The sequence below is a fragment of the Chitinophagales bacterium genome (assembly GCA_040877935.1).
Classification (GTDB): domain Bacteria; phylum Bacteroidota; class Bacteroidia; order Chitinophagales; family CAIOSU01; genus JBBDNB01.
The window spans coordinates 42521-66685 of record JBBDNB010000057.1 but is presented as its reverse complement, the minus strand read 5'-3'; the positions used below and the strand labels follow the sequence as shown (position 1 = coordinate 66685).

Below are 24165 nucleotides of genomic sequence, written 5' to 3'. Positions count from 1 at the left end.
GTGAAGCAAATTATTATTTCAATTTTATTCTTTGGATTGTCCACTGTTTTTGCTCAAACAGACAATAGCACCTTTTCCCCCTACGAATCAGATGAGATAATTTACCGACACGAATACAGTGTGGGAGCAAGGCTTATGAGCAATGGCTGGCAACTCTTTTTCGACCGATCATGGATCAAGGACATAGAAAATACAAGAAGTTTTCAGATTGAATTCGGTGAAATTCGCAGCTATACAGAAAAAAAACAATCGCCTGAAACTCCAGGCTACAGAACAACTTCCGGAGTCGATGTAAACCGGAAAAAGTTTTTTTACGGAAAACAGAATAAATTTTTCTTTCTGCGCTTCGCCTATGGCAATAAAAAAATAATAGCCAATAAAGCAGAAAAAAACGGAGTGCGTATTGGCCTCACTTATATGGGCGGAATTACACTTGGTTTATTGAAACCTTATTTTCTCGAGCTGGCTTATGAAGTGAGAAACCAACCGGGAGAACAATATTTGCTCGTCAATCAAAAATATACGGATGTCAATGAGGATAAGTATTTAGATATTTATTCCATTAATGGCGCATCCAAATTCAAGTATGGATTAAAAGAAATAGAACCGGTGCCAGGAGCTTACGTTAAGTTGGGGCTCAATTTTGATTTTGCATCGCGAGAGAAAATAGTGAAAATGATAGAAGCAGGAGTAATGTTGGATGTATTCTATAAAAGAGTCCCCATTATGGTAGATAATGATGATAATAAAATAGTCAACTTTTCTGCTTATGTGAGTTTTCAAATTGGAAAACGCTGGTTTTACAAGAGAAACGAATAATGATAGATTTACCAATAGTAGAAGAAAGAAAGAGAGAGAAAAAGCCCAAGTGGCTTAGGGTAAAGCTTCCTACGGGCGAACCTTATAAAAATGTACGCCAATTGGTGGACAAATATAAGTTGCACACCATTTGCGAAAGTGGAAACTGTCCCAATATGGGCGAGTGCTGGGGAGCCGGCACGGCCACCTTTATGATTTTGGGAAATGTGTGTACACGCTCCTGTTCCTTTTGCGCAGTTAAAACCGGAAGACCGGGGGAAATTGATTGGGAAGAGCCCCAAAGAGTTGCCGAAGCTGTTAAATTGATGCAGGTAAAACATTGTGTTTTGACCAGTGTAGATCGCGATGAATTGCGCAATGGGGGCTCAAAGGTTTGGGCTGCAACAGTTAGGGCCATTAGGGAAATTAGCCCGGGCACTACCATGGAAACTTTAATACCAGATTTTAAAGGGAACAAATCCAGCATTCAAGACATTATAGATGTGGCTCCTGAAGTAGTGTCCCACAATATGGAAACCGTTGAACGGCTCTATCCCTTGGTTCGCCCGCAAGCTAAATACCAGCGAAGCTTAGATGTGATCCAGGCTTTGAAGCAAGGAGGAATGCGAACCAAGACGGGCATAATGCTCGGTTTAGGAGAGGAAAAAGATGAGGTTTTTAAAGTAATGGATGATTTGGTGGCTTATGGCTGCGATGTTTTGACCATCGGCCAATACCTACAACCCACAAAAATGCATTTGGAAGTAGTAGAGTATATCCACCCCGATATTTTCGCCATGTATAAAGAAGAAGGGCTGAAGAGAGGTTTGCAATATGTAGAAAGCGGACCACTTGTTCGTTCATCTTACCATGCTGAAAGGCATCTTTGATAAAATAATTTGCTAAATTTGACAACTTAACCTTGTTTTAATAGACAATTCTCAATAATTATGAAAAAAGTTTTAATTCTTACCGCAGTAATAGGCGCATTGCTTGCAGCCTCATTTTATTTTTTACAGGATAATGACAAAGACACTTTGGCAATCAATGACCAAGGCTTCATTATCAATAAATACAATACCCCTGCCGGTGAAGTAGCCAATGAAGTTAATTGGACCCGCCCCAAGAAAAACAATAAGGATGAGCGTGGAATCAAACACGCTGCTAAATACTTGAATATGCTCCGTTCCAATCCGGATGGTGAATACAACCCAATGGATTATTATAGGGCAAGGGTAGCACTGAACAACAAAAACAACAGTACAGCCAAAAAAGCAGCAGCTCTTGGATTGGAATGGGAATTACTCGGACCGAATAATATCGCGGGAAGAAACCGTGGCTTTTTAATTGATAAAGACAACCCCAATAAACTATATACCGGTGGCGTAACGGGCGGCATGTTTGTTTCAGAAGACCTCGGAGAATCATGGTACCCCCACCCCCAAACCAGTGAATGGGATTTTCTTGGAATTTCAAGTATCCAACAAGCGCCTAATGGAGATATTTATTTTGGTACAGGCGAATATTTTGTGTTTACTACGGGTAATGCCAGTGGTCATTTAGGTGGAGGAATATACAAATCAACTGACGGGGGGGAGACTTTCGAGGTGCTTCCAAGTACAATTCCCAACCCCAATGATGATAATGATACCTGGTCTTATGTAACAGAAATTGCTATAGACCCCAGCAATTCTAACAAGATATATGCAACTACAGCTACAGGAGCCAGAAATACTGCCAGTCTGGGTGGAGGGCTTCAAATCTCCAATGATGGCGGCCAAACATGGAATACTCCAACAATAAGTTCCACACATGAAAACAGGGAAGCTTTAGAAGTTGCAGTTAACTCAAATGGAGTGGTTTTTCTTTGTCAAAATAGAAGATATTTTCGTTCTGTAAATGGCACTGAATTTGATCTGATGTCTGGACAGGGTGGATTTCCTGAATTTGGTGTTGAACGTATTGAGTTTGCCGTATCGCCCACAGATCCAAATTATGTTTATGCATTAATTTCTAATGGGAGTAGTGCCTTACGGGGTATTTATAAATCAACAGATGCAGGACTTACCTGGGAGACTATTTCTCCTGAAAATAGCGAAACTTTTAATCCATTAGGGAGCCAGGGGTTTTACGATATGTGTATTGCAGTTAGCCCTCAGGACAAAGAGCGGGTTTTTATCGGTGGTCAGGTAGAATTCTATGCCGGACAAGCAGGGGGCTGGAATTTAATCGCATCTTCTTTTGGTGGCGGCACTTCCCCCTACTACATCCATGCGGATATGCATGGCATACATCCACATCCTAACAATCCTGATCTGGTATTTATAATATCTGATGGAGGAACTTTTAAAACCAAAAATGCAAGCAATCAATTTCCCACTTTCGAAGATGCCAATAAATTATGCCATACTACACAATTTTATACTGTTCAGGCCGATGATCTGGGCAGAAGCATTGGTGGCACACAAGACAATGGTGTCCAATTAATAGATGGACAAAGAAACAGTACCGCCACAAGTAATGACCTTCCCGGCTTTGGCGATGGCGGTTACAGTGCCATTTCTGAAATCAACAGAAATGCCATGTTTGGCCAGAGCCAGTTTGGTCAATTGAGAAGATCCTCTAATGGGGGAGAATCATTTGGTGGTTTTTATGATGAAAAAGTAGATGCTGTTAACAATAATAACACAAGTGATCCAACCCCCGATGGACAACCTGATGTTGGCACAGAATTTATTGCAATGGGACATTTATGGGAAGACAACATTGAAGATGTGAATTTTGAAATTGACAATCCCTCAACACCATGGGTTGATACTTTTGTTACGGTTTCAGAGAAAAAATCCATTTTCTTTATTGGAGCCAATGGTCGTTTATTTTTTACACCCGAAGCAATTGAATTCAGTATTCAACCAAGATGGTTTGAAATCAGAACCAATGGAACGGTTACAGCTATTGAAAGTACACCCGAAGGTGTGATTTTTGCAGGTACACGTAGTGGGGATCTCTATAAGGTGGAAGGGTTCTCTCAAAAATACAAGTTTGAGACTCTTCTTGTTGAACGCTTAGCACAGATTAATTTCAATGGAAAAGATACTACAGTACCTGTTATTGATAAAACCATTCGCCTGGTTCCTGATTATCCTGAAAACAATATTGATGATTGGAACTGGAACAGTGTAAACCTTGAAAGTTATAAAGGCATTACAAGAGAACTTATTGATAACGGTCTTCCTTCAAGATATATAAGTGGCATAGGTGTCGATCCAAATTTCACCTCTACAGGACAAGTAGTTGTAACTTTTCCTGGTTACAATCAAAATTCCTATGTCTATCGCTCATCAGGAAGTACTACAAATTTTAGTTTCACTGATATTACCAACGATTTAACACCTGCTCCTGTTTATGATGCAGTGATTGATGCCGGCAATTCAGATAATATCATTCTTGCCACTGACCTTGGAATATTCACCTCAGATGACGCAGGAGCAAGCTGGACTGAAGAAAACAATGGCATTTACAGAACCCCGGTATTTAAACTTTTCCAAAACAAGCTTTATGAAAAAGGTTGTAATGTGATCTATGCAGGTTCTTATGGAAGAGGTATTTTCAGAACTACATCGCTTACTCCTTCCGGTTGTGATATTGATCCTTATAAAAACTTGAATGTTTCAGTAGAAGAACCTATCAATATTGCAAATGAAAAATCTAGTGAGCTAAAATTCTACCCAAACCCTGCAAACAACAACCTTACTGTTGAAATCATGAATAACAAATTTGACAAAAATGCAGTACTCAGCGTAATAGATATCAGCGGCAAAGTGATGATGCAGGAAAGGCTCAACAGCAATCAACTTAATATCAAACACAGAGTTGATGTAAGTACATTGAGCAGCGGATATTACATCCTTTCTGTTTCAGATGGCAAGCAAGCACTCAATGATAAATTTATGATAGCTAAATAATTGCTAAAATAGAAGTCCATGTATAATACCTAAAACAAAAACCCGAAGCCAATATGCTTTGGGTTTTTATTTATATACAGCAGCTTCCACTGTACAAATCCAATTCTATTTTACCTTATACCATCACGTCAATACTTTATTCGTTGGATTGCAAATCCCCCTCCAAGTTTTGCCCAACGATAGCCCTAGGGTGCCTGCTTCAAAATGTTCGAATTCGAGCTGTTTGTCCACCTGGACAATCCCTGACTGCCCGCCTGAATGAAATTTTCATTTCGGGCAGGCTGCGAGTCGGACAAGTGGAACTGTGACAGGGTACATTGGAACGTGCACTTAGCCGTTTCGGCTACGCTTAACAACCTGCATTTTGACAAAGGCAGGGCTTTGTGCAGTCCTGAAAATCAGTGATATCGGTGGATCGGAATGACTGTTTTCTACTCTTGATCAAATATTCATTACCAGCCTATCAACCAACTATTAATTTTTTACGATTACAGGTCTAACAGTAAAGCTTTGTTGGTTTTGAATAAATTGAACGAAATAAGTACCTGCGGATAGTTCTGACACATTAAATACTTGATTATTATCCCCTTCTGAAACTTTACCTAAGTCTTTATCAAATAAAACTTTACCATTGATATCAACTATCCTGATATTAAGCTCAGAACTTTCTTTTATGTTATAATCAATCTTTAAGAAATCAGAAGTTGGATTAGGATATATATTTAGATTATTGAAAATGATTTTTTCATCAATAAAAGTACCATCATCTGCGCCAATTTTGGGAAGCGGGATTACATAGTATTCATCACCCAGAGCTTCGGGAAAGGTTGCGTATAACCCAAATCTGTATCCCTGCGTACTATCTATAAAACCACTTGCAAAAATTGTTACAACATCACCCTCTGATAATGATAATGGTAGGTCATAAGCTTGAATGACTGTATTTCCCGTTTCATCAGTTACATCGAATTGAACCTTTTCAGGATTAAAATTCAGATATCCATTCGAGAAATTGCCATAGGTCAAATCATCTATTTCTACTCCACTGCTATCTCTAAAATCAATATCAATAGTAGCCCCATCAGTAACTCCATGAAATGCATTGACATTAACCATTGAAGAAGGTTGTGCTTTAATTCTAGCCTGCTCTTTGATGAATAAATCAAATGAAATGGATGCCCCATCAGGATTGGGCGTGTAATCTGAAGTATTTATTACTCCATTTGCTATAATGGTATATACGCTGTCTGCCATCAATCCGCCAGGAAAATTAAATTCAGCTACTGAATCAGCTATGCTTGTACTACTTGAATCAGCAAATACTATGTCAAAAGGCAAGTCCGCAGGAATGTAGTGGAATGGTGTAGCATTCCTGAAACGAAAATTATCAAGCAACATATAATTATTATTCATTCCAGTAGATTTTTCAACTATGTATATATCGGCAAAGTTGATAGAAGTATCGGCAGCATTGTGAATGATTTGAGCCCTGAAATTATCAACAGGAACTAACTCAACTACATTTCCACCTGGAAATGCAGCAGATAAACCGAGTTCTTCACCTTGTGAAACATCCATAAATCCAGAAGCAAACAATACAATTGAATTTCCGTTTAATCCATTGAAATCAGCTATAAAAGAGCCTAAAATATTAATTCCTGAAGAGTCTTTAACATCCACTACATAAAAGCCTTCTGGAACAGAATCGTAATTCACATACTCTCCATATCTAATGTCATCAGTGAGGTTATCAATATTTCTAAGATCAATATCAACATGTGGAGCATCTGTAACACCATGAAAAGTTAAAACATCAATATAAGAGCTACTTTGACCGGTCTCTCTTGCGGGAGAGAAGGAGTATAAATCCAAAGCTATATCAAATCCATCGGGGTTAGGGTCAAATGAACCTGGGTTAGCAACCCCACTAACTGTAACAACATAACTTTCTTCATCTGTCAAAAAACCTAAATCCAGGGTATCAAATCCATCTGCTGCCGATGTGCTGTTTGACGGAGCAAGAATAACCTCTACAGGAATGCCCGCATCCATGTCTGTATATGGAGTGGCTTCTCTAAATTCAAAATTGTCAATAAAAAGTGATCCATTTACATAAACATCTACAGTGGAAGCAAAAGGATCTGCAGCATTGTGAATCATCTGAACCCTGGCAGTTCCTACCGTGGGCAGTTTTACTACATTTCCATTAGAAAAAGCAGCAAATAAACCAAAAGATTGACCTTGCGATGCATCTACAAATCCTGACGCAAAAATAACGGCTGACCTGCCTCCAAACACATTCAAATTAGCAATGAAAGAACCTAAGGTAATTGTACCTGTTGAGTCTTTAACATCAAGTACATAGAAATCTTCTGGTACAGAGATGTATCCTTGATATTCGCCATATAGCATATTATCAAATAAAGTTCCCACACCACGTGCATCTATATCTATGGCCTGAGCATCAGTAGCTCCATGAAAAGCCAATAAATCAACATTTCCACTTCCATTTTGCCCAAGCTCTCTTGCCGGTGTATAAGTGTATAAATCAAACGATATGTTTAATCCATCAGGATTAGGGTCAAAAACACCAGGTGCTAAAACTCCATTTGCTGTTAATATATAAGCTTCTCCATCTGTTAAGATACCAAGATTAAATGTGTCAATTGAAGACCCATTAGACTCTGCCACCACAATTTCTACCGGAACATCTGCTTCAACATCAATAAAAGGAGAGGCCTCTCTAAAAGCAAAGTCATCTAATATTAGGCCTCCATTTAAATAAATATCTACAGTATCCGTAAGTGGATCTGCGGAATTATGGATCACCTGAACTCGAGCATTTCCAACCTCGGGCAATTCAACTACATCACCATTGGGAAAAGCGGCAAATAAACCAAAGGCTTCACCTTGAGAGGCATTCAAAAAACCAGAAGCAAAAACCACAGCAGCATTTCCACCAATTCCATTCAGGTCGGCAACAAATGAACCTATAACATTTGAGCCTGTAGAATCTTTAACATCCAAAATATAATAATCTTCAGCTAATGTGGAATAGCCTTGAAAATCCCCGTATAATAAATTATCAATTAAAGTACCTGAACCACGAATTTCAACATCTACAGCCTCTCCATCAGTAACTCCATGAAAACCTAAAAAATCAACATTCCCACTTCCATTTTGGCCCAGTTGTCTGGCAAGTGAAAGGTAAAGATCGAGCGAAATACTTTGAGCATCAGGGTTTTGATCAAATGCTGTTGTATCAACTACACCATTTGCAATTAAAACATAGCTACTATCTTCCACTAATGGCCCGACACTAAATGTATCTATAGCACTTGCATTGCTTGTACTTGTATCTGGCGCAATTTCTATTTGAATTTGTACTCCTGCCGGTACAGGTGCAAATGCAGTTGCATTTCTAAATGCAAAATTATCAATCAATAGTGATCCATTCACATAAACATCAACTGTATCAACAGATGGATCAGCTGCATTGTGAATAGCTTGCAAAAAAGCTGTTTGTGCCCTCAAACCTACCACCGTTAATAAAGTGATGACTATTGTTAAACTTAATTTTTTCATGGAAAAATGTTGTTTTATTATATAATTGTATTTAAAATTACCTTTGTAAATGTTTGTGTCCCCTCCTTTTCTTAGAGCAAAACACAAGCAAAGTTAAGGATTATTAAATTTATTATCGGCATTACAATAAGTAGAAAGTATGTTGGGAGTTTGATAGATTACTTATAACGCTGACAACTACTATTTGTCTTTTCAAAAATTTAACCCAAAACATACACAGGTAAAACATTAAATATTCGCCTTAATAAGGTCGCTACCATATTCATAATTAACCTGAGTTTGGAAATTCTTGACTGCTCAAAATGCCAGAAGATAGTGAGATTTCTAATGAATAATTCGGGTTTAGCCTCCTACGAGTCTGACACAACTGTTGTAAGCTCAAAAACAGGTCAAAGAATTAGTCTGCCTTATCGTGCAAATACCTGTTGTTTCGCCTGATCTCAGGACGGCCTTCATCGTCATTGTCCAACAAATTATAACGGGATATTTGAGGATCCTGTGAGCTTGGCGCATTGTGCAATTGCACATTTTTACGCATCCAGGCAGGGGTGCTTTCCATTTCCCTGAGTTTTTTAGGATCATTGTAATGCTTGCGCAGATTTTTCATTTCGCGCATTTGCTCAATGTCTCTCATTTTATCATCACTTGCTTGTTGCTCTTCTGATTCCCCGGATGAAACAGGGTTCTCCTTCTTTTTAATTACAAAAAAATCATCGTCATTATTTTCTGATGGCCGATCATTAAAATCGTCCTGAATTTGCTTTTTCTCTTCATCAGGATTTTCATTTTTTAAATTCTCATCTTTTTTGCCCGATCTTGTCTCAGATTTTTCTTCCTGTTTTTCATCAAAATCAAATTGCATTGAAAAAGCATCGTCCTCTTTTGAAGGTTCATTCACCTGATCTTGCTGATCAAAAAGGCTGTGTCTTTTAATATCAGAATCCTTATTGCGGTCTTTATTCTGTCTCAATGCATCTTGAGCGGCTCCGGGATTAAATTCAGTTTCATTCTTTTTGGGATTTTCAAAAGGCTCAGAAGCTTTGTTTTCTCTTTGTTCTCCCAAAGTGTACACCTTCTTTTGATCCTTTCCATTGTCGCTAAAGTCTATGCCTTTGTCTTTACTAAAACCTGTGGCAATTACTGTGACACTAATGCCTTCTCCCAGCTCTTCATCCTTAGCAGTGCCAAAAATGACTTCGGCATCGCTTTCTGTATGTTCCAGTATATAATTATTGATTTCATGAATTTCATCTACAAGTACCTGTCGCGTACCAGATGTGATATTGAGCAGGATTTTCTCTGCGCCTTTAATATTGTTTTCATCGAGCAGTGGCGATTCAAGTGCGCCTTTAATGGCTTCAAGGGCACGGTTTTCCCCTTCGGCCTGGCAAGAGCCCATAATGGCTGTTCCGCTGTTTTTCATTACATATTGCACATCGGCAAAATCCACATTGATTGTTCCTGAAAGCGTTATGATTTCAGAAATGCTTTTCGCAGCAATTGACACGATATCATCTACTCTTCCAAAGGCATCATCTTGCGATAAGTTGCCATAAATATCCCTGATCTTATCATTGGAAATAATGATAATGCTATCGACATTTTGCTGCAGTTCTTCTATTCCTTTTTTGGCCTGGCGAATTTTTCTGGAGCCTTCAAAAAAGAACGGGTTTGTTACAATTGCCACTGTAAGTAAACCCATATCCTTCGCAAGCTTAGCTACTACCGGTGCTCCACCAGTACCTGTTCCACCACCCATTCCGGCAGTTACAAATACCATTTTGGTGTTTTTCTCCAAAATATGCTTCACTTCCTGCAAAGATTCTTCTGTAGCCATGCGCCCCACTGTGGGATCAGAACCTGCTCCAAGCCCTTCTGTACATTCGGGACCCAATTGAATTTTATTGGGCACAGCACTCATTTCCAATGCCTGCGCATCTGTATTGCAAATCACAAAATTTACTCCGTGAATGCCTTTTTCAAACATGTGATTGACCGCATTTGAGCCGCCACCTCCCACTCCTATCACTTTAATGATAGAAGATTGTTCTTTTGGTAGATCAAATTCCATAACTACTTCTTTTTTATTTTCTTTTGAATGTTCTTTTTTTCCCTGATTTTCGAATTCCATGATTCCTCCTTTTTATGATTTAAAATCGTCCACATCTTCTTCTAAAAAGTCCTTAACCTTGTTGGTCAATGTTTTCCACCAGTTCCTGGTCTGACTGCCCTTAACGGTAAATGTAGTTTGTGGTGCCTGTGCAGTGTGTTCAACTTCCACGCCTTCCAATTTGCGCTTGCGGTCTTTTTCGGCATTATAGCCATGAATAATAAGTCCAACACCTGTTGCAAACATCGGGTGGCAAATATCTTCCACTACAGATTTGTTGACATGCTCGCTCGGGCAGCCAATACGTGCATCAATACCGGTTCTGAGTTCTACCAACTGTGCCAGGTGACGCAATTGAGCACCTCCACCTGTCAACACAATTCCCCCGAGCAATCGCTTTTGATAACCCGATGTATTGATTTCATAATATACCTGGTCGATAATATCGATTACTCTTTCCCTGATAATCTGGGCCAGGCTGTACAATGAAATTTCTTTGGGAGGACGATTCCTGAGACTTGGGATAGTCACTACTTCCTGCTCCATTTCACGAAGGGGAATAGCCGATCCGTATTCAACCTTAAGCCGCTCGGCATATTTTTCGAGGATGTGCAGGCCTTCTTTAATATCCTGGGTAATGATATTTCCACCTGCCGGAATCACTGCGGTATGGCGAATGATATTGTCCTGGAAAATGGCAATGTCCGTTGTTCCACCACCAATATCAACCAGTGCTACTCCTGCCTCTTTTTCTTCATCGCTGAGCACAGCATCTGCTGAAGCCAATGGTTCGAGGACAAGGTCTTTAACTTTCAAACCGGCTTTTTCCACACAGCGGTGAATGTCTTTTGCAGCAGCAACCTGTCCGGTAATGATATGAAAATTGGCTTCCAGACGTACACCGGGCATTCCTATCGGGTCTTTAATTCCGGGCTCGTTGTCCACGAGAAATTCCTGCGGCAATACATGGATAATACGTTCCCCGGGGTCCAACATCAGTCGGTACATATCGTCTATCAACTTTCCGATATCCGATTCGCTGATCTCTGAATCTGTGTCTTTACGGGTGAGGATGCCTCTGTTTTGACGGCTGCTGATATGTTGTCCGGCAATTCCTACATAGACTTCATTGATCTCGAATTCATTGTCGTTGAGTTTTGCCTCGGCAATATCCAATGCCCTTTCTATAGCAGTAACCGTTTTGTTGATATTGGCCACTACTCCCCGGCTTACGCCAAGCGAATCGGTTTTTCCCAGTGCGAGAATTTCAACTTTTTCAAACTCATTGATACGGCCCACTATTACACAAATCTTTGTGGTGCCAATGTCAATTCCTACTATGATTTTTTCCTTTTCCATAATTCTAATTTTTTGAACAGATGATTTGATTGTTGAATTTTACATTGATGATTTTAAACTGATCAGATTTCTGATTTTTGAGCACTTCTTTATAGAATATATTCATACGTCTGAATTTGGCTTCTAAATTTTCTGTACTGCCCAAAAGGAAAACATGGTCTTCCAATTTGGGAATCAGTTCAAAATCATTGTTTTCATTCACATATATCTGTTCTGTTTGTGCATTCCAAAAGGGCTCTGAGCGAATAAAAGCGATCAAATCAAACAATTGCTTTTGCTTCATCTGCTGCAAAGTGTCGTTTTGCTCGATTTTCAGATCAATATTTCCCGTTGCCACAGGCACCCTTGCAGTAAAATTAGGTGATAAAGGCATCGTTTGAGCATTATCATCTATATAAAAGCTAACACCTTGTTTGTTGATAACCCGAAGTACGGGATTGCGCTGCTGCACTTTGACAATAAGGTTTCCGGCAATATTGGAATAGACTTCTGCATTTTTTATAAATGGATTTTCTTCAAGTACTGCTTCTATTTCAGCTACAGGCAATTCACGCAAAGTGATATTTTGCAGTGAATCTTCCATTAATGCATTGATCTTATTCTGTATCTCATTTTCTTTTATAAAAAACAGTCCGCTATCGTAGTCAATATTGATCTTCAGGTCATTTACCGTTGAGCTGCGATGTGTGCTAATGGCTGCCCCAAGCAATACCACAGCACAAATTCCGAGCAATGCCCACAAAGCAAACTGAATGCTATTTTTTTTCAGGAAACTCATCTTTTTTCTAAAAGTTTTTGAGTTTGCAAATATTCTTTGATCACCGGTACTTGCTTGTCGATATCCCCTGCTCCTACCGACAAAACCACTCCCTGCCCACAATCTTGCAAAGCAGCTTCTATCTCACTGATACCAATCATTTGACAGTTTTTACGGTGCATATTTTCGGCTATTAATGCTGAGCTAACACCCGGAATAGCTTTTTCCCTTGCAGGATAAATGGGCAATAAAAACTGTACATCGGCCAGCGAAAGTGATTGGGCAAAATCGAATGCCAAATCCTTAGTCCTGGAATATAAATGCGGCTGAAAAAATACCGTGATCTTTTCCTCGGGATACAATTTTCTTACCGCCTTAATGAGTGTTTCTATTTCTTTTGGATGGTGCGCATAGTCATCAATATAGGTGATGGATTCGTCTTGGTAAATCAGCTCAAACCTTCTTTTCACACCCTTGTAGCTAGCTATTCCATTTCTTATTTGTGAGGCATCTGCACCCAGCTTTTCGGCTACCAATGCTGCTGCCAACATGTTTTCTATATTGTGCAAAGCACCTGCTTCCAGGCAGCAATTTTCCACTTTGATTTTATTCAAATGGAGGTCAAAAACCAAGTTGCCTTTACTGCTTTCAATATTGGACACCTGTGCCCCATTTTCGTTTGAAAAGGCATAAGAAATGCTGTTTTCAAAACCCGATAAAGCAACATCGTTTTTGTGCTGAATCAATGTGCCCGTTTTGGATATTCTTTCTGCGAATTCCTTAAAAACTGCCACAATATTTTCCCTGGATCCATACACATCCAAATGATCGGTATCGATGGAGGTAATGATGGCCATATCAGGGTGCAATTGTAAAAATGAGCGGTCGTACTCATCTGCCTCTACCACCAAAATATCAGAAGTACCACCCACATAATTGGATTGATAATTCAAAGCAATGCCACCCAAAAGTGCAGCGCAGTCTATATCAGCGGATTTCAACAAATGCAGCAACATGGCAGATACGCTTGTTTTTCCATGCGAACCGGCTACTGCAATCGTAAATTTATCCTTGCTCAATTCTCCCAAAATCTGCGCGCGCTTGAAAATGGGCAAACCTTTTTCTTTCAAGGCTTTCATTAATATTGAGGAAGAAGGAATGGCAGGAGTGTAAATCACCAAATCTATTTGATTGGGCAGCAAATCAGCATTGTCTTCAAAATGTATTTCAATGCCTTCTTTTTGCAATGCAGTAGTGAGTTCAGTAGCCGTTAAATCATAGCCCGCTACTATTTTTCCATGGGAAAGAAAATAGCGCGCAAGGGCACTCATACCGATGCCCCCGATACCTACAAAATAGATGCTATGTATTTCCTTCCAGTTCATTTCGCCAATTCAATGATTTCTTTTGTGATATCTTTTGTAGAGTTGGGCAGCGCAAACTGCTTTATATTTTCATTTAATTTTTTCTGCAAATCCTCGTTTTCCAGCAAACTGATTACAAACTCTACGAGCATATCTCTTGCATTTGCATCTTTTACCATAATGGCCGCTTCTTTTTCAACCAGTGCTTTTGCATTCTTGGTCTGATGATCTTCTGCAACATTGGGCGAAGGCACTAAAATGCAGGGCTTTTGCACCAGGCTTAATTCAGAAATAGCCAGGGCACCTGCTCTTGATACAATTACATCTGCTGCGGCATAAGCCATATCCATGCGTTTTAGAAAATCGAGCAATACAAGACCGGTTCGCGGCCTCACTTCCTCTTCCAGTTTATTGTAATAAAATTTACCCGTTTGCCAAATCAATTGATGTTTTTCAAAATCGAGTATTTCCACTCCTTTTTGAAAGCTCTCATTAATTGTTTTGGCGCCCAGGCTTCCGCCTACTACCAGAATGCATTTTTTATCGGGCGACAAGCCAAAAAACTCCAGTGCTTCTTCCCTGGAAATGCTTTTGTCAATTATATCCTGGCGAACAGGATTGCCTGTTTTAATAATTTTATCTTTTGGAAAAAACCGCTCCATTCCATCATAAGCCACACAAAATTTATCGGCTCTTTTTGCCATGATTTTATTGGTGATTCCGGCAAATGAATTCTGCTCCTGAACCAGTGTTGAAATACCTTTTCTGTGTGCCATATACAAAGTAGGCGCACTGGCGAATCCGCCCACACCCACCACTACATCGGGTTTGAAATTGCTGATTATTGAAGCTGCTTTTAGCAAACTATAAATAATCTTGAATGGCAGAAGCAAATTTTTGAGCAATGCACCTCTTTGAAAACCGCTGATCCAAAGGCCGTGAATTTTATAACCGGCCTCGGGCACTTTCTGCATCTCCATTCGGTCTGAAGCGCCCACAAACTCAATATGCGTATCCGGGTTTACAGATTGCAACATCTTGGCAATAGCTATTGCCGGAAACACGTGACCTCCGGTTCCGCCTCCACTTATCAATATTTTCAAAGCTCTACTTTCCAACATTTTTATTATTTGTCAATTCAATATTTCTACTTACACTCAATACCACGCCCAGCGAAATACTCGTGAAAAACAGGGAAGTACCTCCCATGCTTATAAATGGCAGGGTGAGGCCGGTTACGGGCAATAAATTCACAGCTACTGCCATATTCGTCAATGCCTGGATAACCAGGTTAAACATCAGCCCCAATGCCAGCAATGCACCAAAAGCTCCGGGACTGTTTATTACAATTTGAATGGTTCGAAACAGCAGTATGATGTATAAACACAGCACGATCATGCCGCCTATAAAACCGTATTCTTCCAAAACAATGGCGTAAATAAAATCGGAATAAGGATGTGGTAAAAAATTCCGCTGGCCGCTTTTTCCCGGGCCTTCTCCAAAAATTCCACCTTTTGCTATGGCTATTTTTGCTTGTTGAACCTGGTAGGGCACCGCAGCTTCTTTATCACTGAAAGACACCAGGCGGCTTTTCCAGGTGGCTGCTCTACCTGTTTTAGCCAACACTTCAGCGGGCAAACTAAACAATAGCGAAACTGCAAGTGCAGCAACGAGTACAACACTACCTATCAATAATGCTAAATGTTTGATTGCAACTCTGCCCATAAACATCAAAATCAGCGAGGTGATAAACAGTATTACTGCGGTTGATAAATCAGCCGGGGCAATGAGCGCACATACAATAAATACCGGGATTACCAGGGGCACAAAGCCATTTCCGAAATCCTTGATCATATCCTGCCTTTTAGACAGAGTTCTGGCCAAAAACATGATCAAGGCCATTTTTGCCAAATCAGAAGTCTGAAAAGAGAGATTGATAATTGGCAGTGTTATCCAGCGCTGGGCTTCATTCAGGTTGGTACCTATCAATAATGTAATCAACAAAAGCGGCACTGATAAAATGAGCAGGAACAAGGAAATTCTTGAATAATACCTGTAATGAATTTTATGTGCCACATACATCAAAGACAAACCCAGAAAAAGAATACTGCTGTGTTTTATAAGGTAGTACTCGGTATTTCCCGCCTGATATTTATAAGCTAGCGTTCCCGTGGAACTGTACACCGCAAGCATGGAAAAGAAGGAAAGCAAAAATGCAATCCCCCAGATCACGCGGTCGCCTTTGATATGTTCAAGTACTCGATTCATATTGTTTTGATTACAGCTCTCTTACAGCCGATTTAAATTGATTTCCCCTGTCTTCATAATTTTTAAAAAGATCAAAACTCGCACATGCCGGAGAAAGCAATACCGTATCGTTCTTTTCCGCCAGGTGCTGCGCCATGCGCACTGCTTCCACAGCCGATTCTGTATTCACGATCATATCCACATAGCGACTGAAGGCATTGTGAATGCCCAGGTTGTTTTTGCCCAGGCAAACAATGGCTTTCACCTTTTTTCGCACAAGCGGAATAAGCACACTGTAGTCATTGCCTTTATCGATTCCTCCGGCAATCCACACCACAGGGCCTTCAGCACATTCCAGTGCATACCAGGTCGAGTTGACATTGGTTGCTTTTGAATCGTTGATGTAGGCTACACCACCCACTTTAGCTACTGTTTCGAGGCGATGCGGAATTCCTTTGAAATCGCTCAAACTTTCTCGAATCACCTCCTTTTTAATGTCGATTGTTCGGGCAAGAATGCCAGATGCCATTGAATTGTAGGCATTGTGATTGCCTTTGAGTGATAAGTCGCTGATTAGCATATTAAACTGGTTTTTATGATGAATTATAAGTTGATCTTGTTCTATCCAGGCTGAAGCACCGGGCTGCTTTTTCAATCCGAAATGCAGCTTTTGTGCCTTGATTTCTGTTTTTTCGAGGTATTCCAGCGTTACAGGGTCTTCATTGCAGTAAATGAAATAATCCTGCTCTGTTTGGTTTTTAGTAATGCTGAATTTGGACTGCGCATAATTTTTCATTTGATAATCATAGCGGTCCAAATGATCAGGTGTAATATTGAGTATTACCGATATGTAGGGATGGAAATCAACAATTCCATCTAACTGGAAACTGCTGAGTTCGAGGATGTAATGTTCCGTATCCTGCTCTGTAACCTGTCGGGCAAAGCTTTGCCCAATATTTCCGGCCAGGCTTACATTTAATCCTGCTCTTTTGAAAATATCATAGGTCAAGCTGCTGCATGTAGTTTTTCCATTGCTGCCTGTAATGGCAATTAGCTTGGCACTGGTAAATCTGCTGGCAAATTCTATTTCTGAAATTATTGAAATGTCTTTTTGCTTTGCTCCAGTCAGACATTCTGCTGTATCGGGAATACCTGGGCTTTTCACAATCAGGTCTGCTGATTTTATAATTCCCAAACTGTGGCGACCTTCTTCAAATTCAAGCCCTGCCGTTTTCAATTCCGTTTTATATTTTTCACTGATCGCACCGGAATCGGACAGGAAGACATCAAAGCCCTGCTGCTTGCCCAAAAGGGCAGCACCAACACCGCTTTCTCCTGCTCCCAATATGATCAGCTTATCTTTCACTTACCTGATTTTTAAGGTTACAATTGTCAATACCGCCAGGAGTATTCCTACAATCCAGAAGCGGCTGACAATTTTTGATTCATGAAATCCGAGTTTTTGATAATGGTGGTGCAGGGGCGCCATTTTGAACAGCCGGACACCTTCCCCATTTTTACTTTTGGTAAATTTGAAATAGCCCACCTGCATCATCACTGATAGATTTTCTACCAGGAATATTCCGCAGAGCAGTGGGATCAATAGCTCTTTTCTGAGGATAATGGCCAGTGCAGCAATAATTCCACCAATGGCCAGACTTCCGGTATCGCCCATAAAAACCTGTGCCGGGTAAGCATTGTACCACAAGAAGCCAATACAAGCCCCAATGAATGCAGCAGAATAGATCACAAGCTCCCCCGTCATGGGGATGTACATTACATTCAGATAATCTGAGAAAATAATATTACCCGATACATAGGCGAAAACTCCAAGCGTAGCTCCTATTATGGCAGAAGTGCCGGTTGCCAATCCATCAATTCCATCGGTTAGATTTGCGCCATTGGAAACTGCTGTGACAATAAAAATCACTATGGGAATAAAAATCAGAAATGCCCATTTTTGATAGCCCTCGCCCAGAAATGACAGCAAAACGGAATAGTCAAATTCATGATTTTTGAAAAAGGGAATAGTAGTTACCGGTTTTTTGGCATCTACCACAAAATAGGTGTTGCCCTGTTCGTCAATAACACTTTCCAACTCCACTTCTTCAATATTCTGTTTGATTTCGCTTTTGGAGATATTTTCCCTTACCACCACATCATCGTGGAAGAATAGTGTTGTCCCGACAATCAGCCCCAAGCCTATCTGGCCAATGACTTTGAATTTTCCGGCCAATCCTTTTTTATTCTTTTTAAATACTTTGATGTAATCGTCCAAAAAACCGATAGCGCCCATCCATACAGTGACCAGGATCATAAGCAGGATGTAAATATTATCGAGTTTGGCAAAAAGCAATGTGGGAATGAGCACAGCCGCAAGTATCAGCAAACCGCCCATAGTTGGGGTACCCTGTTTTTCCATTTGCCCTTTTAACCCCAGATCGCGCACCGATTCACCAACCTGCATTTTTCGCAGCATATCTATTATCTTACCACCAAATATCAGTGAGATCAGCAAGGAAGTAATAATGGCCAATGCAGCTCTGAAAGAGATGTACTGAAACAATCCCACCCCGGGAAAATCATAATTGAGATTGATATAGTCGAATAGATAGAACAGCATCAGCCTTGTAGCATTTTAAGTGATTCCTGTAATATGGCTTTGTCATCAAAGTGGATGCGCTTGCCTTTTATTTCCTGGTATTTTTCATGTCCCTTTCCTGCAACCAGAATAATATCTCCTCTTTTAGCCAATTGCACAGCCGTTTTAATGGCTTCTCTGCGGTCGCTTATTTTCAATGTTTTTCCTTTGTTTTCAGCCGTCACACCTTTTTGCATATCGGCAAGAATGGCTTCGGGGTCTTCATCGCGCGGATTATCGGAAGTGAGCAAAACCTTATCGCTGAGCATGGCTGCTATTTTAGCCATCATCGGCCTTTTTGATTTGTCTCGATTGCCTCCGCAACCAACTAGAGTGATGAGCTGCTCATTGCGGGTTCGCACTTTATTGATGGTTTCAAGCACTTTTTTAAGCGCATCGGGCGTATGGGCATAATCCACAATTCCTATAATGCCATTCTCGGGGGAAAGCATATATTCGAAGCGACCATCGGCAGGACGCAATTTGCTCAGAGCAGTGAGTGCCTCGGTCTTAGAAATTCCAAGAGATACTGCAGTGGCATAGGCACTGAGCAAATTATAGGCATTGAATTCACCCACCAAAAGCGAGTGGAATTCAGTACCATCGATATCCAAAAGCAACCCGGTGAATGTGTTTTCAAGCATACGCAGGTGAAAGTCAGCTGGGCTGTGTAGTGCAAAAGTCACTTTGTGGGCGGCTGTATTTTGCAGCATTACTTCATGGCGTTTGTCATCCCTGTTGACAATAGCAAAAGCATCAGCCGGCAAATCGTCAAAAAGCTGCTTTTTGGCTTTTATATAATTGGCAAATGTTTCATGGTAATCGAGGTGATCATGGGAAATATTGGTAAAAACGGCTGCATCAAAATCGAGCTTGTATGTTCTATTTTGCACAATGGCATGAGAACTCGTCTCCATAAAACAATAAGTACAACCTGTATCCACCATTTCCCGGAGGACTTTTTGAATGCTCAGCGCATCAGGTGTGGTATGGGTGGCGTCTAATTCTTTATCGGCAATTAAAATGCGTACGGTTGAGAGCAAACCGCATTTGTTTCCAAGATCGGAAAACAATTGATAGAGCAAAGTAGCCACAGTTGTCTTTCCGTTGGTACCGGTAATGCCTACAAGCTTGAGCTGCTCAGATGGATTGTCGTAATAATTTGCCGCAACAATAGCAAGGCTTTTAGAGGCATTTTCCACCTCCAGGTAGCTTACGTCAGGATTCAACTGAACAGGCATTTCTTCACAGATTACAGCAACAGCACCGTTGTCAATTGCTGCAGAAATAAATTGATGCCCATCTGTTTGTGTACCTTTTACCGCAACAAATAGCTGCCCCTTCTGGATTTTCCTGGAATCAAAATGAATTCCTGAAACCTCCTTATAAGTATCCCCTTTAACTGCTTTTAAGGGCACTTTGTACAATATGTCTTTTAATGTTGCCATTAGGTTAATTTCAAAACTATTTCACGGCCCTGGGTAATGGGTGTACCATAGCGCACCGACTGATAATAAACTCTTCCCCTGCCTTGTACTTTTACTTCCAAACCCAGATTTTCAAGCAGATAAATTGCATCCCTGAGGCCCATGCCCCGCACATCTGGGATTACATCACTTTCCATTTCTTTGGAATTTAATACCACGCCTTCACGCTGATTGACACACTGCATCCATTCGCTCTGGGTATTGATTTGACTGCTCACTTCCAGCCATTTGTATATCTGCTCGGTATCCATTCTGTGTCCATCTTTTGTGCCGGGACGATAGCCTGCAAGGAATTTTTCTTCGCGATTAATTTTCTCATGCAGATCAATTGAACTGGAATAAATTTTATCTGCTACTTCCTTAAAAACAGGCCCTGCAACCCATCCACCGTAATACACTCCCATTTGAGGTTCTGCTATTGACACAATGCAGGAATAAACAGGTTCGTCAGCGGGAAAATAACCTACAAAAGAGGCTTGATAAACCTTATTGTACCCGCGATTGGCTTCAGCGATTAATGCTGTGCCGGTTTTTCCAGCCATTTTGTAATGAGGGGATTGTAAATGCTCAGCTGTGCCATTTTCTACTACTCCTTCCATCAATTTTCTGATCTTTTTCAAAGTAGCTTTTGAGCAAATGCGCCTGTTTTCTTCTTCTGTTTTAAAATTTTTCAGATCCTTGCCATATTCTTGCACAGCACTAACAAGGCTGGGTTTTACATGTAAACCATCATTCGCCAGTGCATTGTAGAAATTGAGAATTTGCAAAGGAGTTAGTGTCAATTCATACCCAACTGCCATCCAGGGCAAAGTAATCCCTGTCCATTCTTTACTGCTGGCCTCTTTAATATAGGGCTTGGCTTCTCCCTTGATCTCAATACCGGTAAGCTCTGTAAGCCCCATTCTTTTGAGATGTGCTATAAATTTTTCCGGCTGGTGGTTATAGTGTTGATCGATCAATTTGGAAATACCCACATTAGAGGAAATTTCAAAAGCGTGTTTTACGGTGACTTTGTGCAATTCGTGCTCCTCCGAATCGCGCATGGTTTTATCATAAAAATCCATTGCCCCTCCATTGAGGTCTATACTATCTGTAAGTTCAACATAGCCGTCTTCCAGCAAGGCAATCATGGAAGCTGTTTTGAAAGTAGAACCCGGTTCACGCGCCTCTCCTACTGCATAATTGTATTTCTCCCAATAGTTGCCATTTTCAAAAGCCCCGATATTTGCAATAGCCCTGATCTTTCCTGTTTTCACCTCCATTAAAACAGCAGTTCCATGATCGGCTTTGTGTTTTTTGATGGCTTTTAACAAGGCATTTTCCACTACATCCTGCAAATTGATATCAATGGTGGTTACTACGTCTTTGCCATTTTGCGGACTGATTTCTTCTTTTTCATTCACAGGAATCCAAGTACCTCCAGCAATTTTTTGCATCAGTCTTTTTCCTTTTATTCCGGTGAGGTATTCATCAAAACTGCCTTCAAGTCCCACTGGTAGAATATCTTCTCTTACATACCCGATTGTCCTGTGCGCCAACATTTTGTATGGATTGACCCGTTTATTTCTGCGCAATACGATCAGTCCGCCTTTGTATCTTCCAAGATTAAACAGCGGCCAGGATTTTATTTGCTGCAATTCAGGATATGCCAGGTTTTTTGCCAGCAAATAATAGCGATTGCCATTTTTCCGGGCATTTAAAATGCTTCTTTTCACTTCTTGTTTGGACTTGCCCTGAAAATGTGCCATTAATAAACTCAGAGAGTCAAGGCTTTCCTGAAAAATTTCATCACTCATTGCCGGGGATTTCCAGTCAACGCGCACTTCAAAATAGGGCAATGAAGTAGCGAGCAAGCCCCCGTTTTCGGTGAGCAAATTTCCTCGTTCGGCCTCAATAGAAACATATTGGGTCGTAAGGCTATCCGCCAGACTGATCCAGTAGGGTCCTTCTTTGACCTGGATTTTCAGTACCTGGAATGAAATAGACCCAGCGGCCAAAATCACCAGTGCAAAAACAAGGTAAACCCTTACTACTATTTCTTTTTTAGTATTCACCTTTCTCGATCACAATTTTTTGAGGTGGATTATTCAATTCTCTTAGTCCTGTATTTTTTACTTTTTCTGCCAATTCTGTTTGTTTGGTATTGAACATCAATTCATTCTTGGCGGTCATATATTGCCAGCGCTCTTCCCTGAGCACATGCTTCATGCGGTCAATTTTTCGAATGGTTTTTTCTGAATAGTGCGTGTTTCCGATATATATAAAAAGCAACACAGCCAAAAAGAGGAAATAACCCAGGTTGCGCAGAATGATTTCCAGACTCAGTATTTCATCTATTTTGAAATTCCTGAAACTCGTCATGATATGTTTCACCGGACCATTCATAATTTGACTTTTTCAGCAATTCTCAATTTTGCACTCCTTGCGCGGCTATTGCGTTTTACCTCTGCTTTTGAGGGCAGCATTGGTTTTTTAGTGATGACCCTGAAAGGCCGCTCAATATTTCCGTAAAAATCTTTTTGCTGCACACCATCCACCCTGCCTGTTTTCATAAAGTTCTTAACCAGCCTGTCTTCCAGGGAATGGTAACTCAAGACCACCAACCTTCCTCCCGTATCCAGCACTTCAAGTGATTGCTCCAGCATTTCTTTCAGCGCATCCAGCTCTTGGTTTACCTCCATGCGCAATGTCTGAAAAACCCTGGCATAAAATTTATTGGGCATGGAACCGGCAAATGGCTCTAAAACCTGAAGCAGATCATTGATGCGCTTAAAGGATTTCTGGCCTCTAAAAGCGACTATTTCGGCAGCCAATTTTCTGGAATTTCCCAGCTCCCCATATTCCCACAGCACTTTTGCAATCTGCTCTGGCGAATAAGTATTCAAAATATCAGCGGCAGATATTTCAGCCGAACCCATGCGCATGTCCAAATCCGCATCGTAGCGAAAGGAAAAACCTCGCTCCGGCACATCTATCTGATGCGATGAAATGCCCAAATCAGCAAATAATCCTTGTATGGGAATGGCATTGTACAATTTCAAATAGCGTTTTAGGTGTCGAAAATTTTGATTTATAAAATTCAAATGCGGAGAATCCCAGCAGTTTTTCTGCGCATCCGTATCTTGGTCAAAAGCAAATAATTTACCGCCATCCAATTGCGCATCTATCGCTTTGGAATGACCGCCTCCTCCAAAGGTCACGTCCACATAGATTCCGTCTTTTTTTATAGCCAGTGCCTCTACACACTCATTCAGCATCACTGGCACATGATAGTCCATCAGTCATCTGAATTTTCATCCAAATCACCCATTACTTCTTCTGCTAAATCCGCAAACTCATCAGAGTCAATGGCCATTAAATCTTCGTATCGTTTCGGATTCCAGACTTCTATCATATTGTTTTGGGAGGTCAAAATCATTTCCTTTTCAATTCCCGCATAGTCCATCAAATGCTTTGGCAACAATAGCCGATCACTTGAATCGAGCACCAATTCCGTAGCGCCCCGGTAGAAATATCTTTTGAATTCCCTTTTCTTCTTTTCGAATGTATTCAGCTTATTGACACGTGCAGAAATGCGCTGCCATTCATCAAAAGGGTACAATGTCAGGCATTGCTCAAAACCCCTATTGATCACAAAGCGGCCGTTGATTTCAGGCGCAAATTGCTTCTTCAAAGCCGAAGGCACTTTGAGCCTCCCCTTTGAATCCAACTTGCAAATATGTTCACCTAAAAAACCTGACATGTCTCTGTTTTATACCAATATAAGTATAAAGTTAGAGTTTTAGTACACTTTATTCCACATTTTCCCACAATAAGTACTTAAAAAGTTTTCCACACCCCGATCCAATTTTG

17 protein-coding genes are annotated in these 24165 nt (G+C 40.6%); 3 read left to right on the top strand and 14 right to left on the bottom strand.

What is annotated here, in order from left to right:
* From WD048_15755 to WD048_15745, 3 genes are read left to right on the top strand one after another with little or no spacing between them, the layout of a single operon-like run.
* Positions 1–819 carry a hypothetical protein gene (locus WD048_15755; GenBank protein MEX0813673.1) on the top strand — a complete coding sequence of 273 codons (819 nt, stop codon included), beginning with the start codon at positions 1–3 and terminating at the stop codon, positions 817–819.
* A gap of 14 nt (positions 820–833) precedes the next feature.
* The gene (lipA, locus tag WD048_15750) at positions 834–1688 is read left to right on the top strand and encodes a lipoyl synthase (protein ID MEX0813672.1); all 855 of its coding nucleotides are present in this window, start codon (positions 834–836) and stop codon (positions 1686–1688) included.
* Positions 1689–1748: 60 nt separating this feature from the next.
* On the top strand, positions 1749–4763 hold the full coding sequence (locus WD048_15745; GenBank protein ID MEX0813671.1) for a T9SS type A sorting domain-containing protein: 3015 nt from the start codon (positions 1749–1751) through the stop codon (positions 4761–4763).
* 474 nt (positions 4764–5237) lie between these two features.
* On the opposite strand, the gene WD048_15740 is transcribed toward WD048_15745, so the two are convergent.
* The 14 genes from WD048_15740 to mraZ all read right to left on the bottom strand — a co-directional run bounded on the left by WD048_15740 (position 5238) and on the right by mraZ (position 24055).
* Positions 5238–8348, bottom strand: coding sequence for a DUF4397 domain-containing protein (locus WD048_15740; GenBank protein ID MEX0813670.1), 3111 nt, complete (start codon positions 8346–8348; stop codon positions 5238–5240).
* 397 nt (positions 8349–8745) lie between these two features.
* Entirely contained in the window at positions 8746–10479 is a 1734-nt protein-coding gene (gene ftsZ, locus WD048_15735; protein ID MEX0813669.1) for a cell division protein FtsZ, read from the bottom strand.
* Positions 10480–10491: 12 nt separating this feature from the next.
* Complete coding sequence (gene ftsA / locus WD048_15730; GenBank protein MEX0813668.1) at positions 10492–11817, bottom strand: cell division protein FtsA; 1326 nt, start codon at positions 11815–11817, stop codon at positions 10492–10494.
* A gap of 4 nt (positions 11818–11821) precedes the next feature.
* Positions 11822–12595, bottom strand: a complete 774-nt coding sequence (locus WD048_15725; protein ID MEX0813667.1) for a hypothetical protein — start codon at positions 12593–12595, stop codon at positions 11822–11824.
* Positions 12592–13959 carry a UDP-N-acetylmuramate--L-alanine ligase gene (murC, locus tag WD048_15720; GenBank protein MEX0813666.1) on the bottom strand — a complete coding sequence of 456 codons (1368 nt, stop codon included), beginning with the start codon at positions 13957–13959 and terminating at the stop codon, positions 12592–12594. Before murC ends, WD048_15725 begins: the two co-directional genes overlap by 4 nt.
* A complete protein-coding gene (gene murG / locus WD048_15715; protein ID MEX0813665.1) occupies positions 13956–15059 on the bottom strand; it encodes an undecaprenyldiphospho-muramoylpentapeptide beta-N-acetylglucosaminyltransferase in 1104 nt (367 codons plus the stop codon). Before murG ends, murC begins: the two co-directional genes overlap by 4 nt.
* Positions 15046–16206, bottom strand: coding sequence for an FtsW/RodA/SpoVE family cell cycle protein (locus WD048_15710; GenBank protein MEX0813664.1), 1161 nt, complete (start codon positions 16204–16206; stop codon positions 15046–15048). Before WD048_15710 ends, murG begins: the two co-directional genes overlap by 14 nt.
* 10 nt (positions 16207–16216) lie before the next feature.
* Positions 16217–17551: a UDP-N-acetylmuramoyl-L-alanine--D-glutamate ligase gene (murD, locus tag WD048_15705; protein MEX0813663.1), complete on the bottom strand. Its 1335-nt coding sequence runs from the start codon at positions 17549–17551 to the stop codon at positions 16217–16219.
* Positions 17552–18808 carry a phospho-N-acetylmuramoyl-pentapeptide-transferase gene (gene mraY / locus WD048_15700; GenBank protein ID MEX0813662.1) on the bottom strand — a complete coding sequence of 419 codons (1257 nt, stop codon included), beginning with the start codon at positions 18806–18808 and terminating at the stop codon, positions 17552–17554. It lies immediately after the preceding gene.
* Positions 18808–20274, bottom strand: coding sequence for a UDP-N-acetylmuramoyl-L-alanyl-D-glutamate--2,6-diaminopimelate ligase (locus WD048_15695; protein ID MEX0813661.1), 1467 nt, complete (start codon positions 20272–20274; stop codon positions 18808–18810). The genes mraY and WD048_15695 overlap by 1 nt, the downstream gene beginning before the upstream one ends.
* Entirely contained in the window at positions 20274–22367 is a 2094-nt protein-coding gene (locus WD048_15690) for a penicillin-binding protein (GenBank protein MEX0813660.1), read from the bottom strand. Before WD048_15690 ends, WD048_15695 begins: the two co-directional genes overlap by 1 nt.
* Positions 22357–22674 carry an FtsL-like putative cell division protein gene (locus WD048_15685; protein MEX0813659.1) on the bottom strand — a complete coding sequence of 106 codons (318 nt, stop codon included), beginning with the start codon at positions 22672–22674 and terminating at the stop codon, positions 22357–22359. The genes WD048_15690 and WD048_15685 overlap by 11 nt, the downstream gene beginning before the upstream one ends.
* Before the next feature lie 20 nt (positions 22675–22694).
* Positions 22695–23591 carry a 16S rRNA (cytosine(1402)-N(4))-methyltransferase RsmH gene (gene rsmH / locus WD048_15680; protein ID MEX0813658.1) on the bottom strand — a complete coding sequence of 299 codons (897 nt, stop codon included), beginning with the start codon at positions 23589–23591 and terminating at the stop codon, positions 22695–22697.
* Complete coding sequence (mraZ, locus tag WD048_15675) at positions 23591–24055, bottom strand: division/cell wall cluster transcriptional repressor MraZ (GenBank protein MEX0813657.1); 465 nt, start codon at positions 24053–24055, stop codon at positions 23591–23593. The genes rsmH and mraZ overlap by 1 nt, the downstream gene beginning before the upstream one ends.
* Positions 24056–24165 lie beyond the last annotated feature (110 nt).